The organism is Ancylomarina subtilis (assembly GCF_004217115.1).
Classification (GTDB): Bacteria; Bacteroidota; Bacteroidia; order Bacteroidales; family Marinifilaceae; genus Ancylomarina; species Ancylomarina subtilis.
The window spans coordinates 2,604,127-2,625,349 of sequence record NZ_SHKN01000001.1 but is presented as its reverse complement, the minus strand read 5'-3'; the positions used below and the strand labels follow the sequence as shown (position 1 = coordinate 2,625,349).

Genomic DNA, 21,223 nt, shown 5'->3' with positions numbered 1-21,223 from the left:
AATTTATTAGTATTTATTGGCTTCTGATTATATGAATTTAGAAATTAAAGAAAAAATTGAAACGATAAGCTGTCATTTATTATCAGTCTATAATAATGAAGAGTCTGATTCCCTTCATAATGGCAAAATAGGGCATGCTTTATTTTTCTTTTACGCAAGCCGATTTTTGCATGATGAAAAATTTGAGAAAGTAGGTTTATCTATTTTAGAAAATGTTATAAGTGATTTGCATAGCAAGCCTATGCGATTAGGAATTTCAGAAGGCCTTACAGGTATACTTTGGTTTGTTAAACATCTGATAAAGTATAAATATATTCATTCGGATTATCGACAAATATATATTGGGATTGAGAGTGATATATTTAATGTAACAACTAAACTTCTAGAGAATGATAATCTAGATTTTTTGCATGGAGCTTTGGGGAATATATATTATTTACTGTATGACTTAGAAAATCACCCAGAAAATAGAGTTTTTGTAAAGGATATTTTTCAAAATATTTCTAATAAAATAGTCAAAACAAAGAATGTTACTAATCGGATAGACTCTAATAATGATTCATTTGACTGTGGATTAGCTCACGGAATATCTGGCTTGCTTCTTGTTTTAAATCGATTTGTCGAGCAAAACATACATGGGGAAAAAGCTGTTGCTTACATTAACGAGATTGCTCACCTTGTTCTTAATAATTTCGATTTAAAAAAGAGGTTTATTTGGTGTAATGGTAATGCAGGAATAATATATGCCTTACTGAGAGTTGCTAATTTGACTTATCCTACTTTAAGTGCTAAAATAACTAGCTTGGCTTTAAATGCTTCTATGCTTAGGGGTAATGGATTAGGTGGAATTAATGAAGCTTGTTTTTGTCATGGTTCTGCAGGTAATTTACAGATATTCAGTAGGTTGTATAATTTGTACGGTAACGATGAGTTCTTAAAGGCAAAAGAATTTTGGTTAGAAAGCACATTGAATTTTGCTGACTATGAAGATGGTGTTGCTGGATTTAAAACATGGGATGGAGATAAGTTTGTTATAGACAATAATCTTTTGTTAGGTGTTTCTGGAATTGGCTTGGCGTTAATGTCCCATATAGATGAGGAATTTATTCATTGGGATGAATCTTTTTTGTTTTAGAAATTATGAAAATAAAAGCTTTTAATAAATTTATATTAAGAACACCCCTTTTCCCAATTGATAATATTGGAGAATTAAAAATAGATTCTTTGTTTGAGGAAGCTGTTTATTTATCCTCACCAGATCTTTATACATTAGGAATTAAGAATTATAAACCATCAGAGAAGCAACAGCTCGCCATTTTCAAATATTGGCGTCGCTCTTGTTGTCGTTGTACTCCTTTCGGTTTATTTGCAGGATGTTCCATAGGTAAAATAAGTGACGAAAATAATATTCTCCTTAAAAAAAGAGAAAATTATGAGAGACAATCAAGATTAGATATGAGATGTCTAGATTTGATTACTGAAACATTAAAAAAAATCCCTGAAGTTATATATGGGGTAAAATTCTTTGCGAATTCGAGTATTTATGAATCAAGAGATAATTTAAGATATATTGAGTGTAAAATAGATGAGAAATTAATTAGAAGATATGAACTAATATCCGTTAATTTTTCAGAATATCTAAAACTTATTCTTGATGAAGCGTCTTCTGGTTCTACCTTTATAAACTTAGTTAATCTGTTAGTGAGTAATGATATTCCTATAAATGATTCAGAGGAATTTATTCACGAATTGATTAGGTCTCAATTATTAGTCAGTGAACTTGATTTACAAGTCACAGGTAGTAATCCCTTAAAAAGGATGATTAATATTTTAAGTCATATTAAACCAAAGATTAATATATTGGATTCTTTGGTAAGAATACAAAATGAATTAGTTCGTATTGATAGTTGTAGTAGTGATCACATCTATAAAAGATATGATCTCATTCAAAAGGAACTTCGACGTTTAATACCTGATATATCTCTTAAAAATTTTTTACAAGTGGATTCATTTAAGCCTACTAAAAAATGCATCTTGTCTCAAGATATTGTTGAAGATGTAAAAAAAGGGATAATGATTATTGATAAGATTAATAATTATACTCATGGTTCGCCCCAAAATCTGATAAATTTTAAAAATCAATTTAGAGAACGTTATGGAGACAGGCAAATACCACTGTTAGATGCTTTAGATGTTGAGTCAGGAATCGGTTATAACAGTTATTTAAATTTATTATCTGATAATTCAGAGATTATTGAAGGAATTGAAATTCCTAGTACTTCCAAAGATAATATGGTTCTTTCTGAGGCAGAAGTATTCTTTTACCGGAAAATGAATCAAGCTCTCTCTATGCGACAGATGGAAATACAGCTTACTGAAGATGATTTGAAAGATTTTAAAGATGTAGGCAGTAATCTGCCACTTACTTTTTCAGCTGTAATTGAGTTATCGTATTCTAAGGATAAAAAACTAAAAATTGGGCTAGGTGAGGTAGGGGGATCTAGTGCTAGTAACCTATTAAGTAGGTTTGGTAGTTCTAATGATAAGATAAAAACATTTGCTTGTGAAATTTGTGATAAAGAGAAAGAATTAATAGGAAATAATAAAATTATTGCAGAGGTTGTTCATTTACCTGAATCTCGATTTGGGAATGTTTTATTGAGACCTACGTTACGTGAATACGAAATACCTTTTCTGTCAAAATCAAGTGTAGACATTGATAATCAGATTAAGTTGAATGAAATAATGGTAAGTATAGAGAATGATCGTATTCTATTGTTTTCTACCAGATTGAAAAAAGAAATCATCCCTCGATTAAGTTCAGCATTTAATTATATGTACAATACACAGCATGTGTATCAGTTTTTGGGTGATATGCAGTATCAAGATGTTAATACAAATTTAAGTTTTACTTGGGGACAAGTAGAAAGAGTCGCAACTTTTCTACCTCGAGTGAGCTATAAGAATATAATTTTTTCACCAGCTACCTGGATTATTCTTGATTCTGATCTCCAAATTTTGAATTTAAAAGAAGATTTAATAGTTGAAAAATTTAAAGAATATAGAGAAATAAACAATATTCCAACATTAGTTAATATGGAAGAGGGTGATAAAAAGCTAATTCTTAATCTCAATGATTCTAATTGTGTTAAAATTCTAATTAATACTCTCCATCGTAATAAATCTGTAAAGTTACTTGAAACTTTTGACCAAGAACATCTTGTAAAAGGTTCTGATGGCTCATATTCTAACGAGTTCATTCTGTCATTTTATAGTCACGAATAATTAATTCCCTGATGAAAAATGTAATTTCCAGATCATATCTTCCAGGAGATCAATGGTTATATTATAAAATATATTGTGGTGTAAAAACAGCTGATGATATTTTAATTAATGAGATTTACTCTCTTTGTAAGCAATTAGAGGCTCAAGGATTAATTGAGAGGTTCTTCTTTATTAGATATTCAGATCCTCATGCACATATTAGATTGAGATTATTTCTATCTAATCAAGATGCCCTATTAGATACTATGAGTTCAATGAATGAAATTTTTGCACCTTTAGTTCAATCGGATGTTATCCATAAATTACAATTAGATACTTACGAAAGAGAATTGGAAAGATATGCCATTGAATCTATAGAAATCTCAGAAAAGCTTTTTTGTGCTGAAAGTCGTTTGATTTTGCAATTTATGAGAAATAATGAAAATTATGAAGAGCGTTTATTTTTTGTAATTGCCTTGATTGATAATTATCTTACATTATTCGAATTTGATTTTAATACTAAAAAGGCGTTTTTTCAGAAATTAAAAGATGCTTTTGGATCTGAATTTAATATTAACAATCCTTTAAAAAGACAGATTGAATCTAAATATCGAAATTACCGTAATATAATTGACCAATATTTGTTCGCTGACAAATCCGCCTCAATTACAAATTTGCTATCATTAGATAATCATGTGATTAAAAAATATATTTCTGAAATTTTGGAAATTCAATCAGGTAATAAATATACGATTGAGTCTATAATACAAAGTCATGTGCACATGCTGATGAATCGTGTTTTTAGAGCCGATCAACGACTTTATGAATTGCTTGTTTATGATTTTATGTGGCGTGCTTATAAATCTAGAATCGCAAGAATGACATATTCAAAAATCAACTGATTTTTCAGTATATATATCTTTGAGTTGTTAACTTGCTGGTTTATTCGAAGTAGATAGTTTGTACTTTGTAAATCGTTGTTTGGATGTTTATGATTATTTACACTTAGGTAACTTCTGCACGTCGTGTTTTATTGCAATGACATTGGTAGGCAGATTTAAATCCTTAATTAATTCGATTTTACCATTTTAAAAATCGCATCGTTTTAGTAGTTTTTGCTATTTTTATGCTTAATTATTTTTTGTTGCTAACGATTATTCTGCCTTGAAAAAAAAATTCCCCCATTTTCGTCAACTCGATGCTATGGACTGCGGACCGACCTGTCTGCGCATGATATCGAAGTTTTATGGTAAAACGTATAGTTTGCAGTCGCTGCGAGATAAATCCTACATTACCCGCGAGGGTGTGTCGATGATGGGTATTGCGGATGCGGCTGAGAGCATTGGTTTTCGTAGCATGGGCGTGCGAATTACTTTTGAGCAGTTGGCCGATCAAGCGACACTACCCGCTATTTGCCATTGGAACCAAGCTCATTTTGTGGTGGTTCATAAAATCGAGAAAAAGAAGAATAAAACCATTGTTCATGTATCTGACCCGGCTTCCGGATTACTCAAATTCAGCATGGAGGAATTTATAAAGGCATGGGGATCAACCAAGGTGGATGGCGACTTGAAAGGCCTGTGTTTGCTTTTGGAACCAACGCCTGATTTTTATAAGGCAAAGGATGAGAGTGGGAGCAAGAAAAAGAGTATCAGTTTTCTTTTTCGTTATTTGAAACCGTATAAAAAATTTCTATTTCAATTGTTTTTGGGCATGCTTTTCGGAAGTATGTTGCAGCTTATTTTTCCATTCCTTACCCAATCGGTGGTGGATATCGGTATCAATACTCAGAATCTGAGTTTTATCTATTTGGTTCTGATAGCACAGATGGTACTCTTTATTTCTCGCATATCAGTTGAGTTTATTCGTTCCTGGATTCTTTTACACATCTCAACCCGTATTAATATTTCCTTGATATCCGATTTCTTAATCAAGTTGATGAAGTTGCCTATTGGTTTTTTCGATATCAAGATGATTGGCGATCTTTTGCAACGTATACAGGATCATACCCGAATTGAAAATTTCCTGACATCATCCACACTGAACATTCTGTTCTCTATGGTGAATCTCTTGATTTTCGGGGTGGTATTGGCCATCTACAACACGACCATATTCCTTGTTTTCCTTTTGGGATCGAGTCTTTACATCATTTGGATTAACCTTTTTCTTAAAAAGCGTCGGGAGTTGGATGGCAAGCGTTTTGCTCAACTATCCAGCAATCAGAATTCGCTTGTTCAGCTGATTACAGGTATGCAGGAAATCAAATTGAATAACTGTGAAAAGCAAAAGCGATGGGAGTGGGAAAATATTCAGGCAGAACTCTTTCAGGTAAGAACCAAAGGTCTGGCTTTGAATCAATATCAGGTGTCCGGTTCGGTGTTTTTTAATGAAACAAAAAATATTGTTATCACCTTTTTAGCTGCGCAAGCTGTTGTTAATGGGAGTATGACCTTGGGTATGATGCTGGCGGTTCAATACATTCTTGGTCAGTTGAATTCGCCTATCGATAATTTGGTTCAGTTTATTCATTCCTGGCAAGATGCCAAAATCTCACTTGAGCGTTTGGGCGAAATTCACGAAATGGAGGATGAGGAAGTTGATAAAGATGAAAAGTTAATTGAATTACCTGAAGATAAATCCATACATATCGATAAGGTTAGCTTCCAATACGAGGGACCGCATTCTGAGATGGTGCTGAATGAGGTTGATTTACATGTGTCAAAAGGAAAAACCACGGCTATTGTGGGTGCGTCTGGTAGTGGAAAGACAACTTTGATAAAGCTCATGCTTGGTTTTTACCCTGCAACCAAAGGGAAAATCAATTTGGGTGGTGTTTCTATTCAAAATTACAGTTCGGCTATGTGGCGTCAGAATTGCGGGGTCGTGATGCAGGATGGTTTCATTTTCTCAGATACCATTGCCAAAAATATTGCTGTAGGTGATGAGGTTATTGATAAAAAAAGATTGCTTTATGCCGTTCAGGTAGCTTGTATACATGAATTTATTGACAGTTTACCTTTGCGCTATAATACGAAGATTGGTGCTAATGGTCATGGCTTGAGTCAGGGACAAAAGCAACGTATATTAATTGCTCGTGCTGTGTATAAAAATCCGGAATTCTTATTTTTTGATGAAGCGACTAATGCTTTGGATGCCAACAATGAAAGAGCCATTATGGAAAATTTGGATGAGTTCAATCAAGGGCGTACCGTTGTGGTTGTTGCGCATCGCTTAAGCACTGTTCGTAATGCGGACAAAATCATCGTTATGGATAAAGGTCAAATTGTTGAACATGGCAGCCATAATGACTTGACAAAGTTGAAAGGAAGATATTATGAGTTGGTTAAGAATCAGTTAGAACTTGGAAACTAATTAGGTGTTATGGAAAAAGATACAAACATAGAGTTGCGTTCGGAATCCGTTCAAGAGATCCTTGGTAAAATGCCATCGTGGATTGTGCGCGTGGGGTCTGGATTGGTGTTTTTAGTGGTGCTGATTTTGGTAATTGGTTCATGGTTCTTCTCTTATCCAGAGATTATAGCATCTAAGTTGGTTTTAACTACCGAGAATCCCCCGGCAGAACTGATTTCTCGTGTAAATGGAAAGATTGTTGACTTAAGAGTGAGCGATAATCAGTCAGTTCATTCCGGCGATTTGTTAGCTGTTATCGAAAATCCTGCAAATTTTGAAGATGTGTTTGCTTTACGCAAACAACTTCATCATGATATTCCTCAGTTAGATGGGAGTGAGCAGTTAACCACGGCATTTATTAATCAGAATTATCGATTAGGTGAAGTGCAAGCGCCATTTAATTCTTATTTAAAAACCTGCTCTGATTATAAGCGTTTTGTCGATTTGAAATATCACGAAAAGAAGAAGGCTTCTCTGATCCAGAAAAGGAGTAATTATCGGATGTATTACAATCGACAATATAAGCAGCGTACTATTTTGGAGCAGGAACTTGCAATTGTTTCCAAGGAATTTAAACGGGATTCATTGCTTTATACACGTGGGGTTATCTCAAAATCGGAATACCAAAAAGCTGAAAAGAATTACTTGCAACAAAGCTATGCTTTTCATGGCTCACGCTCGACTCTATCAGCCACCCAGATTCAGATAAATGAGGTTGATCAGGCAATTATCGATTTGGATCTGGATAAAGAAAATAAAAGGAAGGAATTACTGGATCAGATTCTGCATACTTACGATAATCTGATTGCCCAGATTGATATTTGGGAGCAGAATTATTTACTTAAATCTCCAATTGATGGGGCTGTTAGTTTTAATCGTTTTTGGTCTGCCAATCAAAATGTGAAGCAGGGTGAAAAGGTCTTTACAGTTTTGCCATCTGATTCAACTCGTATTGTTGTACGTGTTGATTTGGGAATGAATCGTTCCGGAAAGGTGAAGTTGGGACAACGAGTGAATATTAAGCTCAACAATTACCCTTTCACGGAATATGGGATGCTTCAGGGAGTCATACGTTCTATATCTGAGGTTCCTGATGGTGATAATTACAGCTTAGATGTAGAGCTGTCAAACGGGCTTGTGACGAATTATGGTATTGAACTCAAATTTGCACAACAGATTGAAGGTGTTGCTGAGATTATTACTGAAGATCAGCGCTTGTTTCAACGCGTCTTTAACCCTTTGAAAGCTTTATTGAAAGAACACGTTGTGACGACTGATGATTAGTAATTATCAATGAACAATTAGCTATTGCTAATTACTCATTGTTATCACGAATTGTTAATATGATTCTTTGTTCGTCTCATGCTTTTATTCTAAATTAGATGGGAACAGAAGAATAGAATCATGCAAAATCTCGGGGTAGGCATCGATATAGGAGGTACAAATACCGTTTATGGTTTCGTTACTGAAGCGGGTGTTTGTATTTTTCATGCGTCGTTTTACACACCTAATTATCCAATTTTCGAGAATTTTGTTCGCGAATTATCCAATCATATTCAACTCAATTTTAAATCTTTCTCATCCCAATACAAAATGATAGGGATTGGCGTTGGTGCTCCCAATGCAAATTTTAAAACCGGCTGTATTGAGCATGCTGTCAATTTAGCCTGGGATAAGCAATTGCCTTTGACTCAATTGTTGAAAGATTATTTTCCATTGCCTGTTATTATAACCAACGACGCTAACGCTGCGGCATTGGGTGAGATGTACTATGGAGGTGCTAATAAAATGCAAAATTTTATGGTGATTACTCTCGGTACAGGTTTAGGTTGCGGGCTCGTTATGGATGGCAAGGTTTATAATGGTCATCACGGTCATGCCGGCGAAGTAGGGCATGTTATAATTCGCGATCAGGGACGCAGTTGTTCCTGTGGACGTAAAGGATGTCTTGAGACCTATGTATCGGCTTCAGGTATTAAACGGACTGTCAGTAAATTTCTGGCTAAGTATGATGATAAATCAGTTTTGCGTGATATTCCTTTCAATAAAATCTCGGCAAAGAAACTTGCAATTGCCGCTTATGGAGGCGATAAAGTTGCTATAGAATCATTTGAATATACAGGGAAGTTACTTGGTAAGGCACTTGCAAATGTTGCTGCAATAAATAACCCTGAAGCGATTTTTTTATCAGGAGGATTAGCTAAGGCAGGTGATCTGATTTTAAAACCGACCTTCTATCACATGGAAGAGAATTTACTTTCGGTGCTTCGTGGGAAAATAAAACTTGAGATTTCTTCCCTTGAAGATAATGCTGGAGTTATGGGGGCAGCGGCATTGGTTTTCTCTCATTTGGATGAATCTTACACATCTTCTTCAATCAGAACGTCTTCTGTCTGACTGATAGCTACAATATTTTTATAATGTAGAAATTCCATCATTTCGCTCTTCACTTTAAATTTAATTTTGGGTTCAATTCTATCTTTTAGATAGTTCATTAATGAACGAAGTGTTTTGAAATAGCGATAAAATTTATCTTCGAAATTGTAGATGTAGCAAATTTCCTTTTCCTCCATTATCGACAATTCGTAAGTTTCAATGCAACGTTTAGGACGTAAAAATTCAACATTGACCAAGGTGATTTTGTTCATTTTATATGATATAATATTGTTTTTCTTAGCCTAAATATATAAAAAAAATACATTGTTCTTTTATTAATCAACATAAATCAATCTTTTATGGATGAAAAATATGCACTCATCATGCTTTTATATGTAAGGTTGTTGTTTAATCTTTTTATTTATTTTATGGTTAAAACCCAATAGGATTTTAGTTGAAATTCTGAATTTAAATGCTTGATTGGGGATATCATATTCAATTTTTATTGAAATAAGGACTTAGATTAAGAAGTTTCAGTTTGTATGTGTTTCTAGTATTTTGAAGGATTGTTTTATGTAAATTGATTATCTGAATATTGCTAAAAAAAAGTTAAGTATAATCTTGATATAAATACCATTTAGTTCTCTTGTATTTAGGTGTTTCATTTAAAACTTAAATAAAGTTGTATGTTCAGAGTAGAATAAATATCTCATAATTTTATTTTTTGTTCGATGTTTTTGTATTTTCAAAATAAAGAATTGATCTCTCACTTATCGACTAACTAAAATTAGAATCTCATGGCTTTTTGTATTCCATGGGATTTATTCTGGTTGATTAACATCTTTTTAAACTGATTATTATCTGTTTACAGCATAATATCATATCTTGTCAGCCCATTTATTAAAAATTTAAAATGACTTATGGCTCGATGGTTTTGCCTTTTCGTTTTTTGTTTAAGTACCCTCTTTGGTATCGCTCAAAGTGATGTACGTCCTTTTGAATCTCACAATCAAAGTCCACTCATTCACTCGTTTGGTTTACTCAGTGCAGAGAGTGGTTTACTAACGGCTAAAAATAAATTCCAATTGATCTCTACAATTAATTTGGCAAGCAATAGTACGAATGCGCAAACCCCGAATGAAATTGTTTATTTTGATGGAGAAATGTTTCGCTTAGATTTAGACCTTAGATATGGACTTTCTGAAAATTTTGAGATTGGCTTGAATATTCCCATTGTTAAGCATTCAAGTGGTTTCATGGATTCGAGTATCGATGGTTTTCACAGTTTTTTAGGTCTATCTGGTGGGGCAAGAGCCGGCACTCCACAGGGAGAAATTTGGTACGCATACATTCAAGATGAGAACTCCTATTTTAATATATACGAAGATAGTTTTGGTGTAGGGGATTTGAGTTTGCGTTTGGCTTATCAACTCATTAGAGCGAAGAGACATAATCTGGCTTTTAGAACCAATCTGAAGTTTAATACGGGTAAAAAGGAAAATTTGATTGGGAGTGGGACCTTTGACTTGTCATTTCAACTTTCAGGACAAACCAAGAGCATAGGTGAGCGACCGGTCTATTTTTTCTATTCATTAGGTTATCTTAATATTGGAAAAGGATCGTTGCTTGACGAAATTCAAGTGCATCATGTCATGTTTGGTTCCTTGGCCCTGGCGGTACGTGCTAATAAATGGTTAGCGCCCAAGATGCAATTTGATTATCACTCTCGAATCTTTAAAAATTCTCAAACGCAGGAGTTAAGTGGTTATGGTTTGCAATTTCTTCTGGGATCTGATTTTATTTTGAGTAAAAAGTTTATCTTAACAGCTGGTTTTTCTGAGGATGTAAAAATCAACAATTCACCTGATTTTGTTTTTCATTTGGGAATGAATTACACATTTTAATAAACAATATTTAAGCTAAAGCATATGAGTATTATCGGAAACATTATATGGATTATTTTTGGAGGTATTTTTATTTTTCTTGAATACATTATTGCAGGTGTTTTGCTGTGTTGTACCATTGTGGGTATTCCTTTCGGTTTAAAAGCGATTCAACTATCGGTGCTTGGTTTGGCTCCATTTGGACAAAAAGTTGTCCCTAACGAGAGCGCAGGGGGCTGCCTAAGTATTTTCTTAAATATCTTTTGGTTGATTTTTGGAGGTTTTTGGATTGCTGTAACCCATCTTTTGTTTGCAATTTTGTTTGCGATAACCATCATTGGGATTCCATTTGCAGCTCAGCACATTAAGTTAGCTGGTTTTGCACTTACGCCTTTTGGTAAATCATTGAACTAAATTCAGTTTTAAGCGGTAACTTCTGGTATTACCACCTCACCGTAAATACCGTTTCACCTTGCTTTGACTGACTGAGTAAACTGCCACCATGTGCGCGGATTATTTGTCGTGAATAGCTCAAGCCTATGCCGGAACCACTTTCTTTGGTGGTAAAAAAGGGAATGAAGATTTCATCCTGTATTTCTTCGGGAATACCCAGACCATTGTCAGAGACTTTTATTTCTGTAATTTTTCCTTTTTTACTGGCACTCACAACAATTTCCGGATTGTAGTCAGGCTCATTTGTTTGGCCGTTAAAAGCTTCTGAGGCATTTTTAACCAGATTGATAATCACTTGAACCATCATTTGTTCATCAGCAGTGAAGATGAAATCCTGGTTTGGGGTTTGAAGTTTTAGATGACCAGCAAAGCTTTCTTTTATGGGGGATAATAGAATATTTAAACGGTCAAAAAAACTGTGAGTACTGATGTTTTTCAATTCCGGAATAGGAGCTCTTGATAAAACGCGGTAGGATTGAACGAATCGAATTAGAGCTTCATTGGTTTGGGTAATTACGGATAATCCGTCAAGGGTTTTGCTTACATCGGTATCTTGCTGATTAACGGGCTTCTTCTCCAGTTTTTCTTTCCAGAGTCTCTTTAAGGATTGGGAAATTGAAGTAACAGGAGCTAAGGAATTCATGATTTCGTGACTTAAAACACGAATGAGTTTGACCCAGGCATCAATTTCTTTGCGTTCCAGTTCGCCCCGAATATCTTGAAGGGTTATCAGCTTCACATTTTCATTTTCAAGTCGTATAAACGAGCATCTGCTCATTACCTGAATACGTTCTTTGTTCGAAACCAAATTCAGAACTTTTCGTTGTCGGTTTTTAAGATTTGACAGTTCCAGCGCAAATTTCGAATCGACGCGATTCAGCTGCTTGATATGCGTGAATGTTTCTAAACCAATTAAATCGAGTGCGGATGAGTTGACATCGGTAACGAAACCATCCTGCCTGACGACGACAACACCTGTGGCAATATTTTGAAGAATCTCAGCAAAGTAAGTTTCTTTAATTTTACTTTGCATTTGAACCTCTTGAACAATGTGATTCAGTTCATTTAAACTCTGATTTAATTCATCAATGATGCCATTACCTGACTTTTGAGGGAAGTGTAAAGTGGTATCCTTATTTTTTATGGACTGAACAAAGTAGTTCATTTGTTTATGGGTTTTATTCATGAAACGAACAAATGCCCAAGTTTGAAACACTTGCAAAAGCGAGCATATTCCAAAACTGTAATAACTTTGATTCGAAAAGGTGTAACCCATCAATACAGCAATTATCATTAAACTAACCAGCCTCAAAATTAGGGCGGTGTTGTAGTGTCTATAGGCCATATCTTTTGATTTTGTTGTATAAGGTTTGACGCGATATACCTAATTGTGTTGAAACGGCACTAAGGTTACCCATTTGTTTTTCTATTGCGGACTCAATCAATTGTTTTTCCATGTCTTCAAGCGTCCCTCCAAAGGCTTCAACTTTTGAAAATTCATCAGCTTTAAAGGCAAAATCTTCAGGTTCAATTTTATAATTGTTACACAGAATAACGGCTTTTTCTATGGCATGCTGTAATTCTCTAACATTACCGGGCCAAGTGTAATTTTGCAGTTTTTCAATTGCCGTACTCGAAACTTTTAGGCCTTTCTTATTATATTTTTCGGTATACAGTTTTATAAAAAAATCGACCAATTCAGGTATGTCGGATTTTCGATCGCGCAGAGGCGGTAATTCAATCTGGATGGTATTTATTCGATAAAGTAAATCTTCGCGAAATGTACCTTGCCCAACCATTTGTTGCAGCTTGCAATTGGTCGCGCAAACCAAACGTACGTCAATATCTATGGGGGTATTCTCTCCCAGTCGGGTTAAGGATCTGTTTTGCAGTACTGATAGTAACTTGGCTTGCATGGGTAAGGACAAATTGCCAATCTCATCGAGAAATAGCGTTCCCTTATTTGCCGTTTCAATTTTCCCCATTCTATCATCATGCGCATCAGTAAAGGCACCCTTTTTGTGTCCAAATAATTCACTTTCGAAAAGTGATTCAGCAATGGAACCCATATCTACGGTTACCATGACATTCTGGCAACGATTTGACAGGCGATGAATTTCTCTGGCTATCAGTTCTTTTCCCGTTCCATTTTCTCCTGTAATGAGTATGTTTGCATCGGTAACCGCAACTTTTTGAACCAAGTGCATCACCTTTTTCCATTTGGAAGATGAGCCTATTAAGTGATTTTTTTTTCGATTAATTTCAGCAATCAGTTCATGCTCTTTTAATCTGAGTTTTTTCACCTCTTTTCTTGAATGACTTAATTTCCAAGCCATTTCAATAGTGGCTAACATTTTTTCATTTTCCCAGGGTTTCAGCACAAAATCCACAGCACCTGATCGAACAGCCTTTACAGCCAATTCCACATCGCCATATGCGGTTATCATCACCACACTAATTCCTGAATTGTATTCCAGGATCTGATTCAACCAATAGATGCCTTCGTTACCCGTATTGATTCCGGCCTTAAAATTCATATCCAAAAGCACAACATCGTAGTTGTCCATTTTCAAATCAGATAGTAAAGCATTGGGGTTAGACAGGCATTTCACCTTCTTGCAGGTATTGCTTAATAACAATTCTAATGCTGAAAGGATGCTTTTGTTGTCATCCACGATTAAAATTTTGGCTTCTTTCATTTGGATATGCTATAAAATTCGGATCACCAACGAAGACGTTGGGAAAATATTTATCTAAAGTAGAAAGCTTTTCAAACAATTAGACACCCCCTGTCAAATATTTTGACACTTGATATTAACCTATAATATATAAAACACTAGTTATATGTCATTTATAAAACATGGCATAGGTTTAGTTATAATTAAGTCTGAATTTGTAAATCAATAATATTTTAAAATTGATTAATTAAAAAAAGGATTTTGTATGTCGATGGATAGAAAAATTGAAAAAAAGAAGGGCCTAAAAGCGAAACATATTTATATCGTCATTGTTATTGTTTTAGTTTTTGGACTGTCCATGAAGATGATTTTTGGTGCTCAGACGTCTACTTTCCGAGCAGAGGAAGATAAACTCAACATTGCGGAAGTTACCTCAGGTAGTTTTAAAGATTATATTTCGATAATTGGTATGGTTGAGCCTAAGACGACCATTTATCTTGATTTGGAAGAGGGCGGTAAGGTCGTTGAAAAATTAATAGACGAAGGGGAAACGGTAAAAAAAGGGGATGTCATTGTTAAGTTGGTTAATAATGATTTAAAACTACAAATTCTGAATACCGAATCTTCATTAGCCTACCAATCGAATGAGTTACGAAATACCCTAATCAGTATGGAGCAACAGAAGATTAATAATCTGCAACAGCTGTTAAGTATTGATACCGATATTATCAGATTAAAGCGCCGTTATGAGCAGAACTTAAAGCTGTATGAAAAAGGATTTATATCAAAGGAAGATTATCTGATTTCAAAAGAAAACTACGAGTTCTCCCGTCGTGACAGGGATTTGAGATATCAGCGTATGGTTCAGGATTCCATTTTTCGTGAAAACCAGAAAGTACAAATGAACAGCAGTTTGAAGAATATGGAACAGAACTTAGAAATGGTTCGCCAACGCCTGGAAAATCTGAATATCAAAGCACCAGCTGATGGACAGTTGGGCAGTCTTGAAGTTGAGATTGGTCAATCAATCAATCGGGGGCAACGCATCGGTCAGTTGCATATTTTAAACGATTTTAAGATCGTAGCTGAAGTGGATGAACATTATATCGATAGGGTTAGAAGAGGTCTGTCAGGTTCCTTTACACGTAACGACAAATCGTACCATCAGGTGACCAAAAAAGTTTATCCTGAAGTTAGAGACGGACGATTTAAGGTTGATTTTATTTTCGATGGAGAATCACCAGAGAAACTTCGAACAGGTCAGACTTATCACATCAAACTTGAACTGGGACAACCCGTTGACGCCATTTTGTTACCACGGGGAGGCTTCTTTCAAAGTACCGGAGGCCAATGGGTATTTGTGCTTGACCCATCGGGAGATTTCGCTACAAAGCGAAACATTAAAATTGGCAGACAAAATTCCCAATATTTTGAAGTCTTGGATGGGCTCGAAGCGGGTGAGAAAGTGATTACAAATAATTATGATAGTTTTGGGGATAACGATCGAATCGAGTTCAAATAAAATTATAAGAGATGTTCGACATCCATTTATTCATAAGTATTAAGTGTACAAACAAATAATAAAATTAAAAGATATGATCACAATTGAAAAATTAACGAAAGTATTTCGAACAAGTGAAATAGAGACCTTAGCTCTGAACGATATCAACTTAAAAATTAAGCGAGGGGAATTTGTCGCTATTATGGGGCCTTCTGGCTGTGGAAAGTCAACATTATTAAACATTTTAGGTTTGCTTGATAATCCATCTGAAGGGCAATATCTTTTTGGTGATAAGCAGGTTGCAGGACTAAAAGAAGGTCAGAGAACCGATTTACGTAAGGGAAATATTGGATTTGTATTTCAGAGTTTTAATCTGATTGACGAACTGAATGTTTTCGAAAATGTTGAAATGCCTTTGGTTTATCAGGGATTTAGTAGCAAGAAGCGCAAAGAGATGGTAAGCAAGGTACTTGACAGAATGAATATGAGCCATCGATCTAAGCATTACCCTCAACAATTATCCGGTGGACAACAGCAGCGTGTCGCTATAGCCCGTGCATTAGTATCCAATCCGGGTTTAATTCTGGCAGATGAGCCTACCGGTAATTTGGATTCTAAAAACGGTCAGGAAGTTATGGAATTATTAACCGAGTTGAACCGTGAAGGCACAACCATTATCATGGTAACGCACTCTTTAAAAGATGCGGGATATGCTCATAGAATTATCAACCTGTTTGATGGGAAGGTTGTCACCGAAGAGGTTTTGGTTGAGGAGTATTCTCAATTATAAGTGCGCTTATATCAATTTTCTTAGTTCTATTGAGTAGTAACGAGGAATCCTGTGAAGAGTTTGAGATATGAATAGCTCATATTATCAGTAGAATATGAATTTTAAAAGCCATTTACTAAGAGTTTAAATCATGATATATAAAAACCTGAAAACTTTTGTTCAACATCTTTTGAGAAACAAACTTTATAGCAGCATTACTATTTTTGGTTTCTCCATTTCCTTAATGTTTATTCTTTTATTGAGTATTTACATCAAAAATGAATATTCAGCTGATCAATTTCATGTTAATAAGGAAAGAATTTTTCGTTTGACACATGGAGATGAATCTGATTTTGCACCACCATCGGGTCCCTTGCTGATGCAAAAATTTCCAGAGGTGGAGAATTTTACCCGAACCCGTTATTTGGAAATGTATGCCTGTGCACCCGAAACTCAGAAGTTGAAGTCGCAAATATTGTTTGCTGATTCATCCTTTCTCAACATTTTCACGTACAAAATGCTTGAAGGAGATAAGAAAACGGCTTTGAATAGAGAAAATACTGTTGTTCTGACGAAATCATTTGCTTACAAACTGTTTGGAAAACTTCCGGAATTAGGACTTACCTTCACGATTAATGATGACATTAATTTTGTCATTACGGGTATCATGGAAGATGTACCTGATAATTCTCATTTTAATAAATTTGATTTGCTGGCTAATTTTCCAAGCCTGGGTAAAGCCTTTGGAATGAGTGATTTTTTGGACTCATATAATAGTAATTCATACGGTTTGTATGTGTTAACTAAAGGCAATACCAATTTTCAATCGAAAACTCCTGAGATATTAAAACTATTCAAAGAGGTTAATTGGATGTTTAAGAAAGAATATGCAAAGTCTGTTGAATTAGAACCTATTGTTGATTCGTATTTTAGTACTTCCCATTCCAGTAACTCAAAGAATAAGAGTAAGCGTTTTGTTCAAATTTTGTCAGGTATTGTATTCTTGATTTTAGTACTTTCTATTATCAATTATGTGAACCTAACGGTAGCACAATCCTCGTTTCGAAATAAAGAAATAGCCGTCAAGAAATTGATAGGTGCCAAAAAAGCAGGTTTGTTATTACAAAGTTTATCTGAGTCAATACTTTTAAGTTTCATCTCGCTTATCATTGCTCTGGTTTTAAGTTTTCAGATGGTATCAGTTTTTAATTATTTGTTGGATACCAGAATAAATTTGCTTGATGAATTCACAATGAGGAACCTGTTTTTTGCCTTTGTTTTCATGCTGTTGATTGGTATCATTTCTGGAATTATTCCTGCACTGAAAATTACCAAATTCAATCCTATTGAGGTTGTAAAAGGTGAATCTAAGATGAAGGAAAAAAATATCTATTCTAAAATCATGATATGTTTTCAGTATCTGATTATTATAATTCTGATTACCAGTGCTTTTTTTATCAGTAAGCAGACTAATTTCCTTCGTAATTATAAACTTGGTTTTGAACAGGAAAATATGCTTTGTTTTGAATATGAGGTTTCCAATAAAAAACAGCGGGTACTTGAAGAAATTCTTGAAAAGATACCTGGCGTAGAAGATGTTAGTTTAAGTTGTGGAACTCCTCTTGATGGAGGGAACAATAATTGCTTTACCTATAAGGATAAAGAGTTGAGCTTTCAACATTTCTTTGTTGATACAAACTTCTTTAAATTATTGAATATACCTGTAAAAAAAACAGGGGTAGCCTTCTCTCAAGATGTCTGCTGGTTAAATGAAGCTGCTGTAAAGAAATTGGAACTCCCTGAAAATCCAACAACTTTTAAACTTTATAATAAGGAATATCCTGTTTATGGTGTCGTAAAGGATTTTCATTTCAAAAATTTAAAAAGTCAGTTAGGACCAGCCTATTTTCATATTCTTAAACCAGATCGTGATGCCTGGACTTATGTGATTAAATTGAAATCTGGGAATAACTACGAAACGATTCAAAAAATAAAAAAGGCACACAGTGATTTTACTAATGGTATACCTTTAAGAATCGATTTCTTTGATGAGGTGGTTCGCGATTGGTATGCAAAAGAAGAAAAAACAGGAAAAATTGTAAAGTATTTTGCGATACTTACCGTAATTATTTCTGTGATGGGATTATTTGCAATGTCGTTATACTATGTACAGCAAAAACAAAAGGAAATTGGTATTCGTAAAGTAAATGGTGCAAAAACTTCAGAGATATTAAAATTGATAAATCGAGATTTCTCTTTATGGGTTATTATTGCTTTCGTACTCGCCTGTCCAATTTCATGGTATGCTATGAATAAATGGTTGCAAAATTTCGCCTACAAAACAGAACTCAGCTGGTGGATATTCGCCTTAGCGGGGCTTATTGCTATGGGCATTGCAATGCTTACGGTTTCGTTTCAGTCGTGGCGAGCAGCTACTAGGAATCCTGTGGAGAGTTTGAGGTATGAATAATTCTAAAACTGCATTATGCTTTGGTATCATCTAAAATTATCAGTTCTACGTTTGATTAAGAATCGCGTTTTTTCCCTGACCAATATTTTGGGACTTAGCTTTGGTATAGCGTCCTTTTTTGTCTTGTTCATTCATGTTCAAAATGAAAGAAGCTACGATAGGCATATAATAGATCATCAAAATATCTACAGGGTGATTTCATCCCCTTCTCATATAAATGATCCATGGGCAAGGAGTTTAGGCTTTATCAAAGAGGCTGCAATGCAATTTCCTGAAGTTGAGAATGCAACACAGTTTTCGCATTCAAAGCTTGAAACCATTAAAATTCATGACCAAACGGTATCGCAGGAAGATGTTTTATCTGTTGATACAAATTTTATAAGCATGTTTGGTATTGAAAGCTTGGTTGGAAACTTATCCGAGCTCATAAAACCCAATGTCGCATTTATCTCTGAAAGATTTGCGATGAAATATTTTAAAAATGAGAATCCAATTGGGCAATACATTGAAACAGAGGAATTGCGATCAAGAGAGGGGCCTGGCAAATTTGAGATTGTTGGGATCATTAAAAATACCCCCATTAAAACTCATTTTAATTGCGAAATACTTCTTTCTCAAAAGGGGGCTCTTGAAGAACGTTATGCCTCATTATCAACAAGAAAAATTCAGTGGGTTTACAACTATCTGAAATTGAAAAAGGGTGTTTCGCCATCTTTTATTGCAAATAAAATCCTGACACATTTTAATAAAAGTAGTTTTAGACAAACACGAGGTCCTAAGGATTACAAATTCAAACTCGCCAGTCTCACCGATATTCATTTAAGATCAAATTGCAGGTTTGAATTAAAAGAGAGCAGCACTAAGATCAATATCAATTTATTCACGATTATTTCTTTTGTCATTTTGCTGGTTTCATTGGTCAATTTTGTCAGTTTAGTTACGGTAAACCTCTTTAGAAGATCTAAAGAATTTGGCATGAAATCATCAGTTGGTGCTCACCGTAAACACTTGATGATCCAGGTTTTATTGGAAGTGTTACTCCTGTGCTCCATATCAATTCTACTCTCTTTGCTTTCAATTGAATTGATTAAGCCCTATATTAATCAGTTCTTTGATATTCAGTTTGATATTTTTTATAATGAACCCATTATTTACTTAGCTATTTTGCTTGTTTTTGGTTTTAGTGGCAGTATAAGTTTGATTTTTGTGCGCTTCTTTATTTTGAAAAACAATTCCACAAGCGATATTATCAAAGGTTTAACCCCTTTCACAGGCAGACGCCTTTTGCAACCCTTAATGATATTTCAGATTCTGATCGTCATTGTTTTGATATCTTCTACAATGTTGGTTAATAAACAAATATCATTTCTATTGGACAAGCCTCTTGGCTATACCAAAGAGAATATTGTTGTTCTGAATCTGAGAGATTTCTCAAAAGACCCCAAGGTGTTTGCCAATGAGTTAAGAAAGAAATCTCAGGTGGAATCGGTTGGTTTTACAATGCAATATTTTGGGCATCCAACTCAAACCTTTTCACTAGATGGATTTGGTATTGAAGGAAATGCTGAAATGTCTTTTGCTAATTATGACTTCCTGAAAACCATGGATATTCAATTTGTTCATAACTATATTAATACGTCAACGGATACTATTCAAGGGATGGTTATCAACAATCATTTGTACAAGAGATTGATGGAAAAACACAAAAGCTTAGAGAATATGAATTCATACAGGTCAGGAATACCTTTGGAAGCAGATCAAAGACGAGTTGATATCATAGGCGTTGTGGAAGATTTCAATTACAGTTCTGCGCACGATCAGATTGGTGACTATGTTTTCCTCCTAGATGAATCTCGAAGCAGAGCCAGATTTACTCATGTTAGAATATCTCATGGAAATATCAGAACAGGACTGGATTGTATTATGGAAGTGTGGAATAAATATTATCCCAACCAGAAAATGAATTATTTCTTTATGGATGATAAGATTGCTCAACAATACAAATCTGAAAGTATTCTGAAACGAATCTTAATGAGTTTTTCTATTCTTGGAATTATTATCGGAATCATTGGGATTAGTGCTCTTTCTTATTTCATCTCCGCACAACGAACCAAAGAAATTGGTGTTCGAAAAGTTAACGGAGCCAAAAACCATGAGATTATAGCAATGTTAAATCGAGATTTTGCTAAGTGGGTTGCCATGGCATTTGTGCTTGCCTGTCCAATTGCTTACTATGCAATGAATAAATGGCTCGAAAATTTTGCTTATAAAACAGAACTCAGCTGGTGGATATTTGTTCTGACAGGACTTATAGCGATGGGTATTGCTTTGTTTACGGTTTCGTTTCAATCGTGGCGGGCAGCTACGAGGAATCCTGTGGAGAGTTTGAGATATGAGTAATAGGTTGATATATAGAAT

Annotated in this window: 15 protein-coding genes; 12 read left to right on the top strand and 3 right to left on the bottom strand. The window is 34.7% G+C overall.

All coding sequences use genetic code 11. From position 1 onward, the window contains the following. Nucleotides 1-31: 31 nt before the first annotated feature. The 6 genes from EV201_RS10765 (at nucleotide 32) to EV201_RS10740 (ending at nucleotide 9,072) form a co-directional block, all read left to right on the top strand. Entirely contained in the window at nucleotides 32-1,135 is a 1,104-nt protein-coding gene (locus EV201_RS10765; protein ID WP_130307567.1) for a lanthionine synthetase LanC family protein, read from the top strand. Between the two features lie 5 nt (nucleotides 1,136-1,140). Further along, nucleotides 1,141-3,285: a lantibiotic dehydratase family protein gene (locus tag EV201_RS10760; RefSeq protein WP_130307566.1), complete on the top strand. Its 2,145-nt coding sequence runs from the start codon at nucleotides 1,141-1,143 to the stop codon at nucleotides 3,283-3,285. Between the two features lie 11 nt (nucleotides 3,286-3,296). After that, nucleotides 3,297-4,166 carry a thiopeptide-type bacteriocin biosynthesis protein gene (locus tag EV201_RS10755; protein ID WP_130307565.1) on the top strand — a complete coding sequence of 290 codons (870 nt, stop codon included), beginning with the start codon at nucleotides 3,297-3,299 and terminating at the stop codon, nucleotides 4,164-4,166. 262 nt (nucleotides 4,167-4,428) lie between these two features. Beyond that, nucleotides 4,429-6,636 carry a peptidase domain-containing ABC transporter gene (locus EV201_RS10750; RefSeq protein ID WP_130307564.1) on the top strand — a complete coding sequence of 736 codons (2,208 nt, stop codon included), beginning with the start codon at nucleotides 4,429-4,431 and terminating at the stop codon, nucleotides 6,634-6,636. A 9-nt stretch (nucleotides 6,637-6,645) separates the two neighbouring features. Further along, nucleotides 6,646-7,959 (top strand): HlyD family secretion protein, encoded by a 1,314-nt coding sequence (locus tag EV201_RS10745; protein WP_130307563.1) that lies wholly within the window; start codon nucleotides 6,646-6,648, stop codon nucleotides 7,957-7,959. Between the two features lie 120 nt (nucleotides 7,960-8,079). Continuing rightward, on the top strand, nucleotides 8,080-9,072 hold the full coding sequence (locus EV201_RS10740; protein WP_130307562.1) for an ROK family protein: 993 nt from the start codon (nucleotides 8,080-8,082) through the stop codon (nucleotides 9,070-9,072). Here the strand turns inward: EV201_RS10740 and EV201_RS10735 are convergent. Continuing rightward, on the bottom strand, nucleotides 9,036-9,323 hold the full coding sequence (locus tag EV201_RS10735) for a hypothetical protein (protein WP_130307561.1): 288 nt from the start codon (nucleotides 9,321-9,323) through the stop codon (nucleotides 9,036-9,038). The genes EV201_RS10740 and EV201_RS10735 overlap by 37 nt on opposite strands. A gap of 648 nt (nucleotides 9,324-9,971) precedes the next feature. Between EV201_RS10735 and EV201_RS10730 the strand changes: the two genes are divergently transcribed. After that, complete coding sequence (locus tag EV201_RS10730; RefSeq protein WP_130307560.1) at nucleotides 9,972-10,955, top strand: DUF3187 family protein; 984 nt, start codon at nucleotides 9,972-9,974, stop codon at nucleotides 10,953-10,955. A 24-nt stretch (nucleotides 10,956-10,979) separates the two neighbouring features. After that, nucleotides 10,980-11,348 carry a YccF domain-containing protein gene (locus tag EV201_RS10725; RefSeq protein WP_130307559.1) on the top strand — a complete coding sequence of 123 codons (369 nt, stop codon included), beginning with the start codon at nucleotides 10,980-10,982 and terminating at the stop codon, nucleotides 11,346-11,348. A 28-nt stretch (nucleotides 11,349-11,376) separates the two neighbouring features. Here EV201_RS10725 and EV201_RS10720 read toward each other — a convergent pair whose 3' ends face one another. Together EV201_RS10720 and EV201_RS10715 are read right to left on the bottom strand one after the other, a co-directional pair. Beyond that, nucleotides 11,377-12,732, bottom strand: coding sequence for a sensor histidine kinase (locus tag EV201_RS10720; protein WP_130307558.1), 1,356 nt, complete (start codon nucleotides 12,730-12,732; stop codon nucleotides 11,377-11,379). Further along, the gene (locus tag EV201_RS10715; protein WP_130307557.1) at nucleotides 12,722-14,086 is read right to left on the bottom strand and encodes a sigma-54-dependent transcriptional regulator; all 1,365 of its coding nucleotides are present in this window, start codon (nucleotides 14,084-14,086) and stop codon (nucleotides 12,722-12,724) included. The genes EV201_RS10720 and EV201_RS10715 overlap by 11 nt, the downstream gene beginning before the upstream one ends. Before the next feature lie 244 nt (nucleotides 14,087-14,330). Here EV201_RS10715 and EV201_RS10710 point away from each other — a divergent pair, with 244 nt between their 5' ends. The 4 genes from EV201_RS10710 (at nucleotide 14,331) to EV201_RS10695 (ending at nucleotide 21,205) form a co-directional block, all read left to right on the top strand. Beyond that, on the top strand, nucleotides 14,331-15,587 hold the full coding sequence (locus EV201_RS10710; protein ID WP_242610476.1) for an efflux RND transporter periplasmic adaptor subunit: 1,257 nt from the start codon (nucleotides 14,331-14,333) through the stop codon (nucleotides 15,585-15,587). Nucleotides 15,588-15,660: 73 nt separating this feature from the next. Beyond that, nucleotides 15,661-16,356 carry an ABC transporter ATP-binding protein gene (locus EV201_RS10705; RefSeq protein ID WP_130307556.1) on the top strand — a complete coding sequence of 232 codons (696 nt, stop codon included), beginning with the start codon at nucleotides 15,661-15,663 and terminating at the stop codon, nucleotides 16,354-16,356. 130 nt (nucleotides 16,357-16,486) lie between these two features. Further along, nucleotides 16,487-18,805 carry an ABC transporter permease gene (locus EV201_RS10700; RefSeq protein ID WP_130307555.1) on the top strand — a complete coding sequence of 773 codons (2,319 nt, stop codon included), beginning with the start codon at nucleotides 16,487-16,489 and terminating at the stop codon, nucleotides 18,803-18,805. Between the two features lie 15 nt (nucleotides 18,806-18,820). Further along, nucleotides 18,821-21,205, top strand: coding sequence for an ABC transporter permease (locus EV201_RS10695; RefSeq protein ID WP_130307554.1), 2,385 nt, complete (start codon nucleotides 18,821-18,823; stop codon nucleotides 21,203-21,205). The last annotated feature ends 18 nt before the right edge of the window (nucleotides 21,206-21,223 follow it).

Excerpts from the sequence above, each read along its gene's own strand:
- EV201_RS10735 (WP_130307561.1), bottom strand. The coding sequence starts at position 9,323 with ATGAACAAAATCACCTTGGTCAATGTTGAATTTTTACGTCCTAAACGT.
- EV201_RS10755 (WP_130307565.1), top strand. The coding sequence starts at position 3,297 with ATGAAAAATGTAATTTCCAGATCATATCTTCCAGGAGATCAATGGTTA.
- EV201_RS10730 (WP_130307560.1), top strand. The coding sequence starts at position 9,972 with ATGGCTCGATGGTTTTGCCTTTTCGTTTTTTGTTTAAGTACCCTCTTT.
- EV201_RS10710 (WP_242610476.1), top strand. The coding sequence starts at position 14,331 with ATGTCGATGGATAGAAAAATTGAAAAAAAGAAGGGCCTAAAAGCGAAA.
- EV201_RS10745 (WP_130307563.1), top strand. The coding sequence starts at position 6,646 with ATGGAAAAAGATACAAACATAGAGTTGCGTTCGGAATCCGTTCAAGAG.
- EV201_RS10705 (WP_130307556.1), top strand. The coding sequence starts at position 15,661 with ATGATCACAATTGAAAAATTAACGAAAGTATTTCGAACAAGTGAAATA.
- EV201_RS10760 (WP_130307566.1), top strand. The coding sequence starts at position 1,141 with ATGAAAATAAAAGCTTTTAATAAATTTATATTAAGAACACCCCTTTTC.
- EV201_RS10725 (WP_130307559.1), top strand. The coding sequence starts at position 10,980 with ATGAGTATTATCGGAAACATTATATGGATTATTTTTGGAGGTATTTTT.
- EV201_RS10715 (WP_130307557.1), bottom strand. The coding sequence starts at position 14,086 with ATGAAAGAAGCCAAAATTTTAATCGTGGATGACAACAAAAGCATCCTT.
- EV201_RS10700 (WP_130307555.1), top strand. The coding sequence starts at position 16,487 with ATGATATATAAAAACCTGAAAACTTTTGTTCAACATCTTTTGAGAAAC.
- EV201_RS10765 (WP_130307567.1), top strand. The coding sequence starts at position 32 with ATGAATTTAGAAATTAAAGAAAAAATTGAAACGATAAGCTGTCATTTA.
- EV201_RS10740 (WP_130307562.1), top strand. The coding sequence starts at position 8,080 with ATGCAAAATCTCGGGGTAGGCATCGATATAGGAGGTACAAATACCGTT.
- EV201_RS10720 (WP_130307558.1), bottom strand. The coding sequence starts at position 12,732 with ATGGCCTATAGACACTACAACACCGCCCTAATTTTGAGGCTGGTTAGT.
- EV201_RS10695 (WP_130307554.1), top strand. The coding sequence starts at position 18,821 with ATGCTTTGGTATCATCTAAAATTATCAGTTCTACGTTTGATTAAGAAT.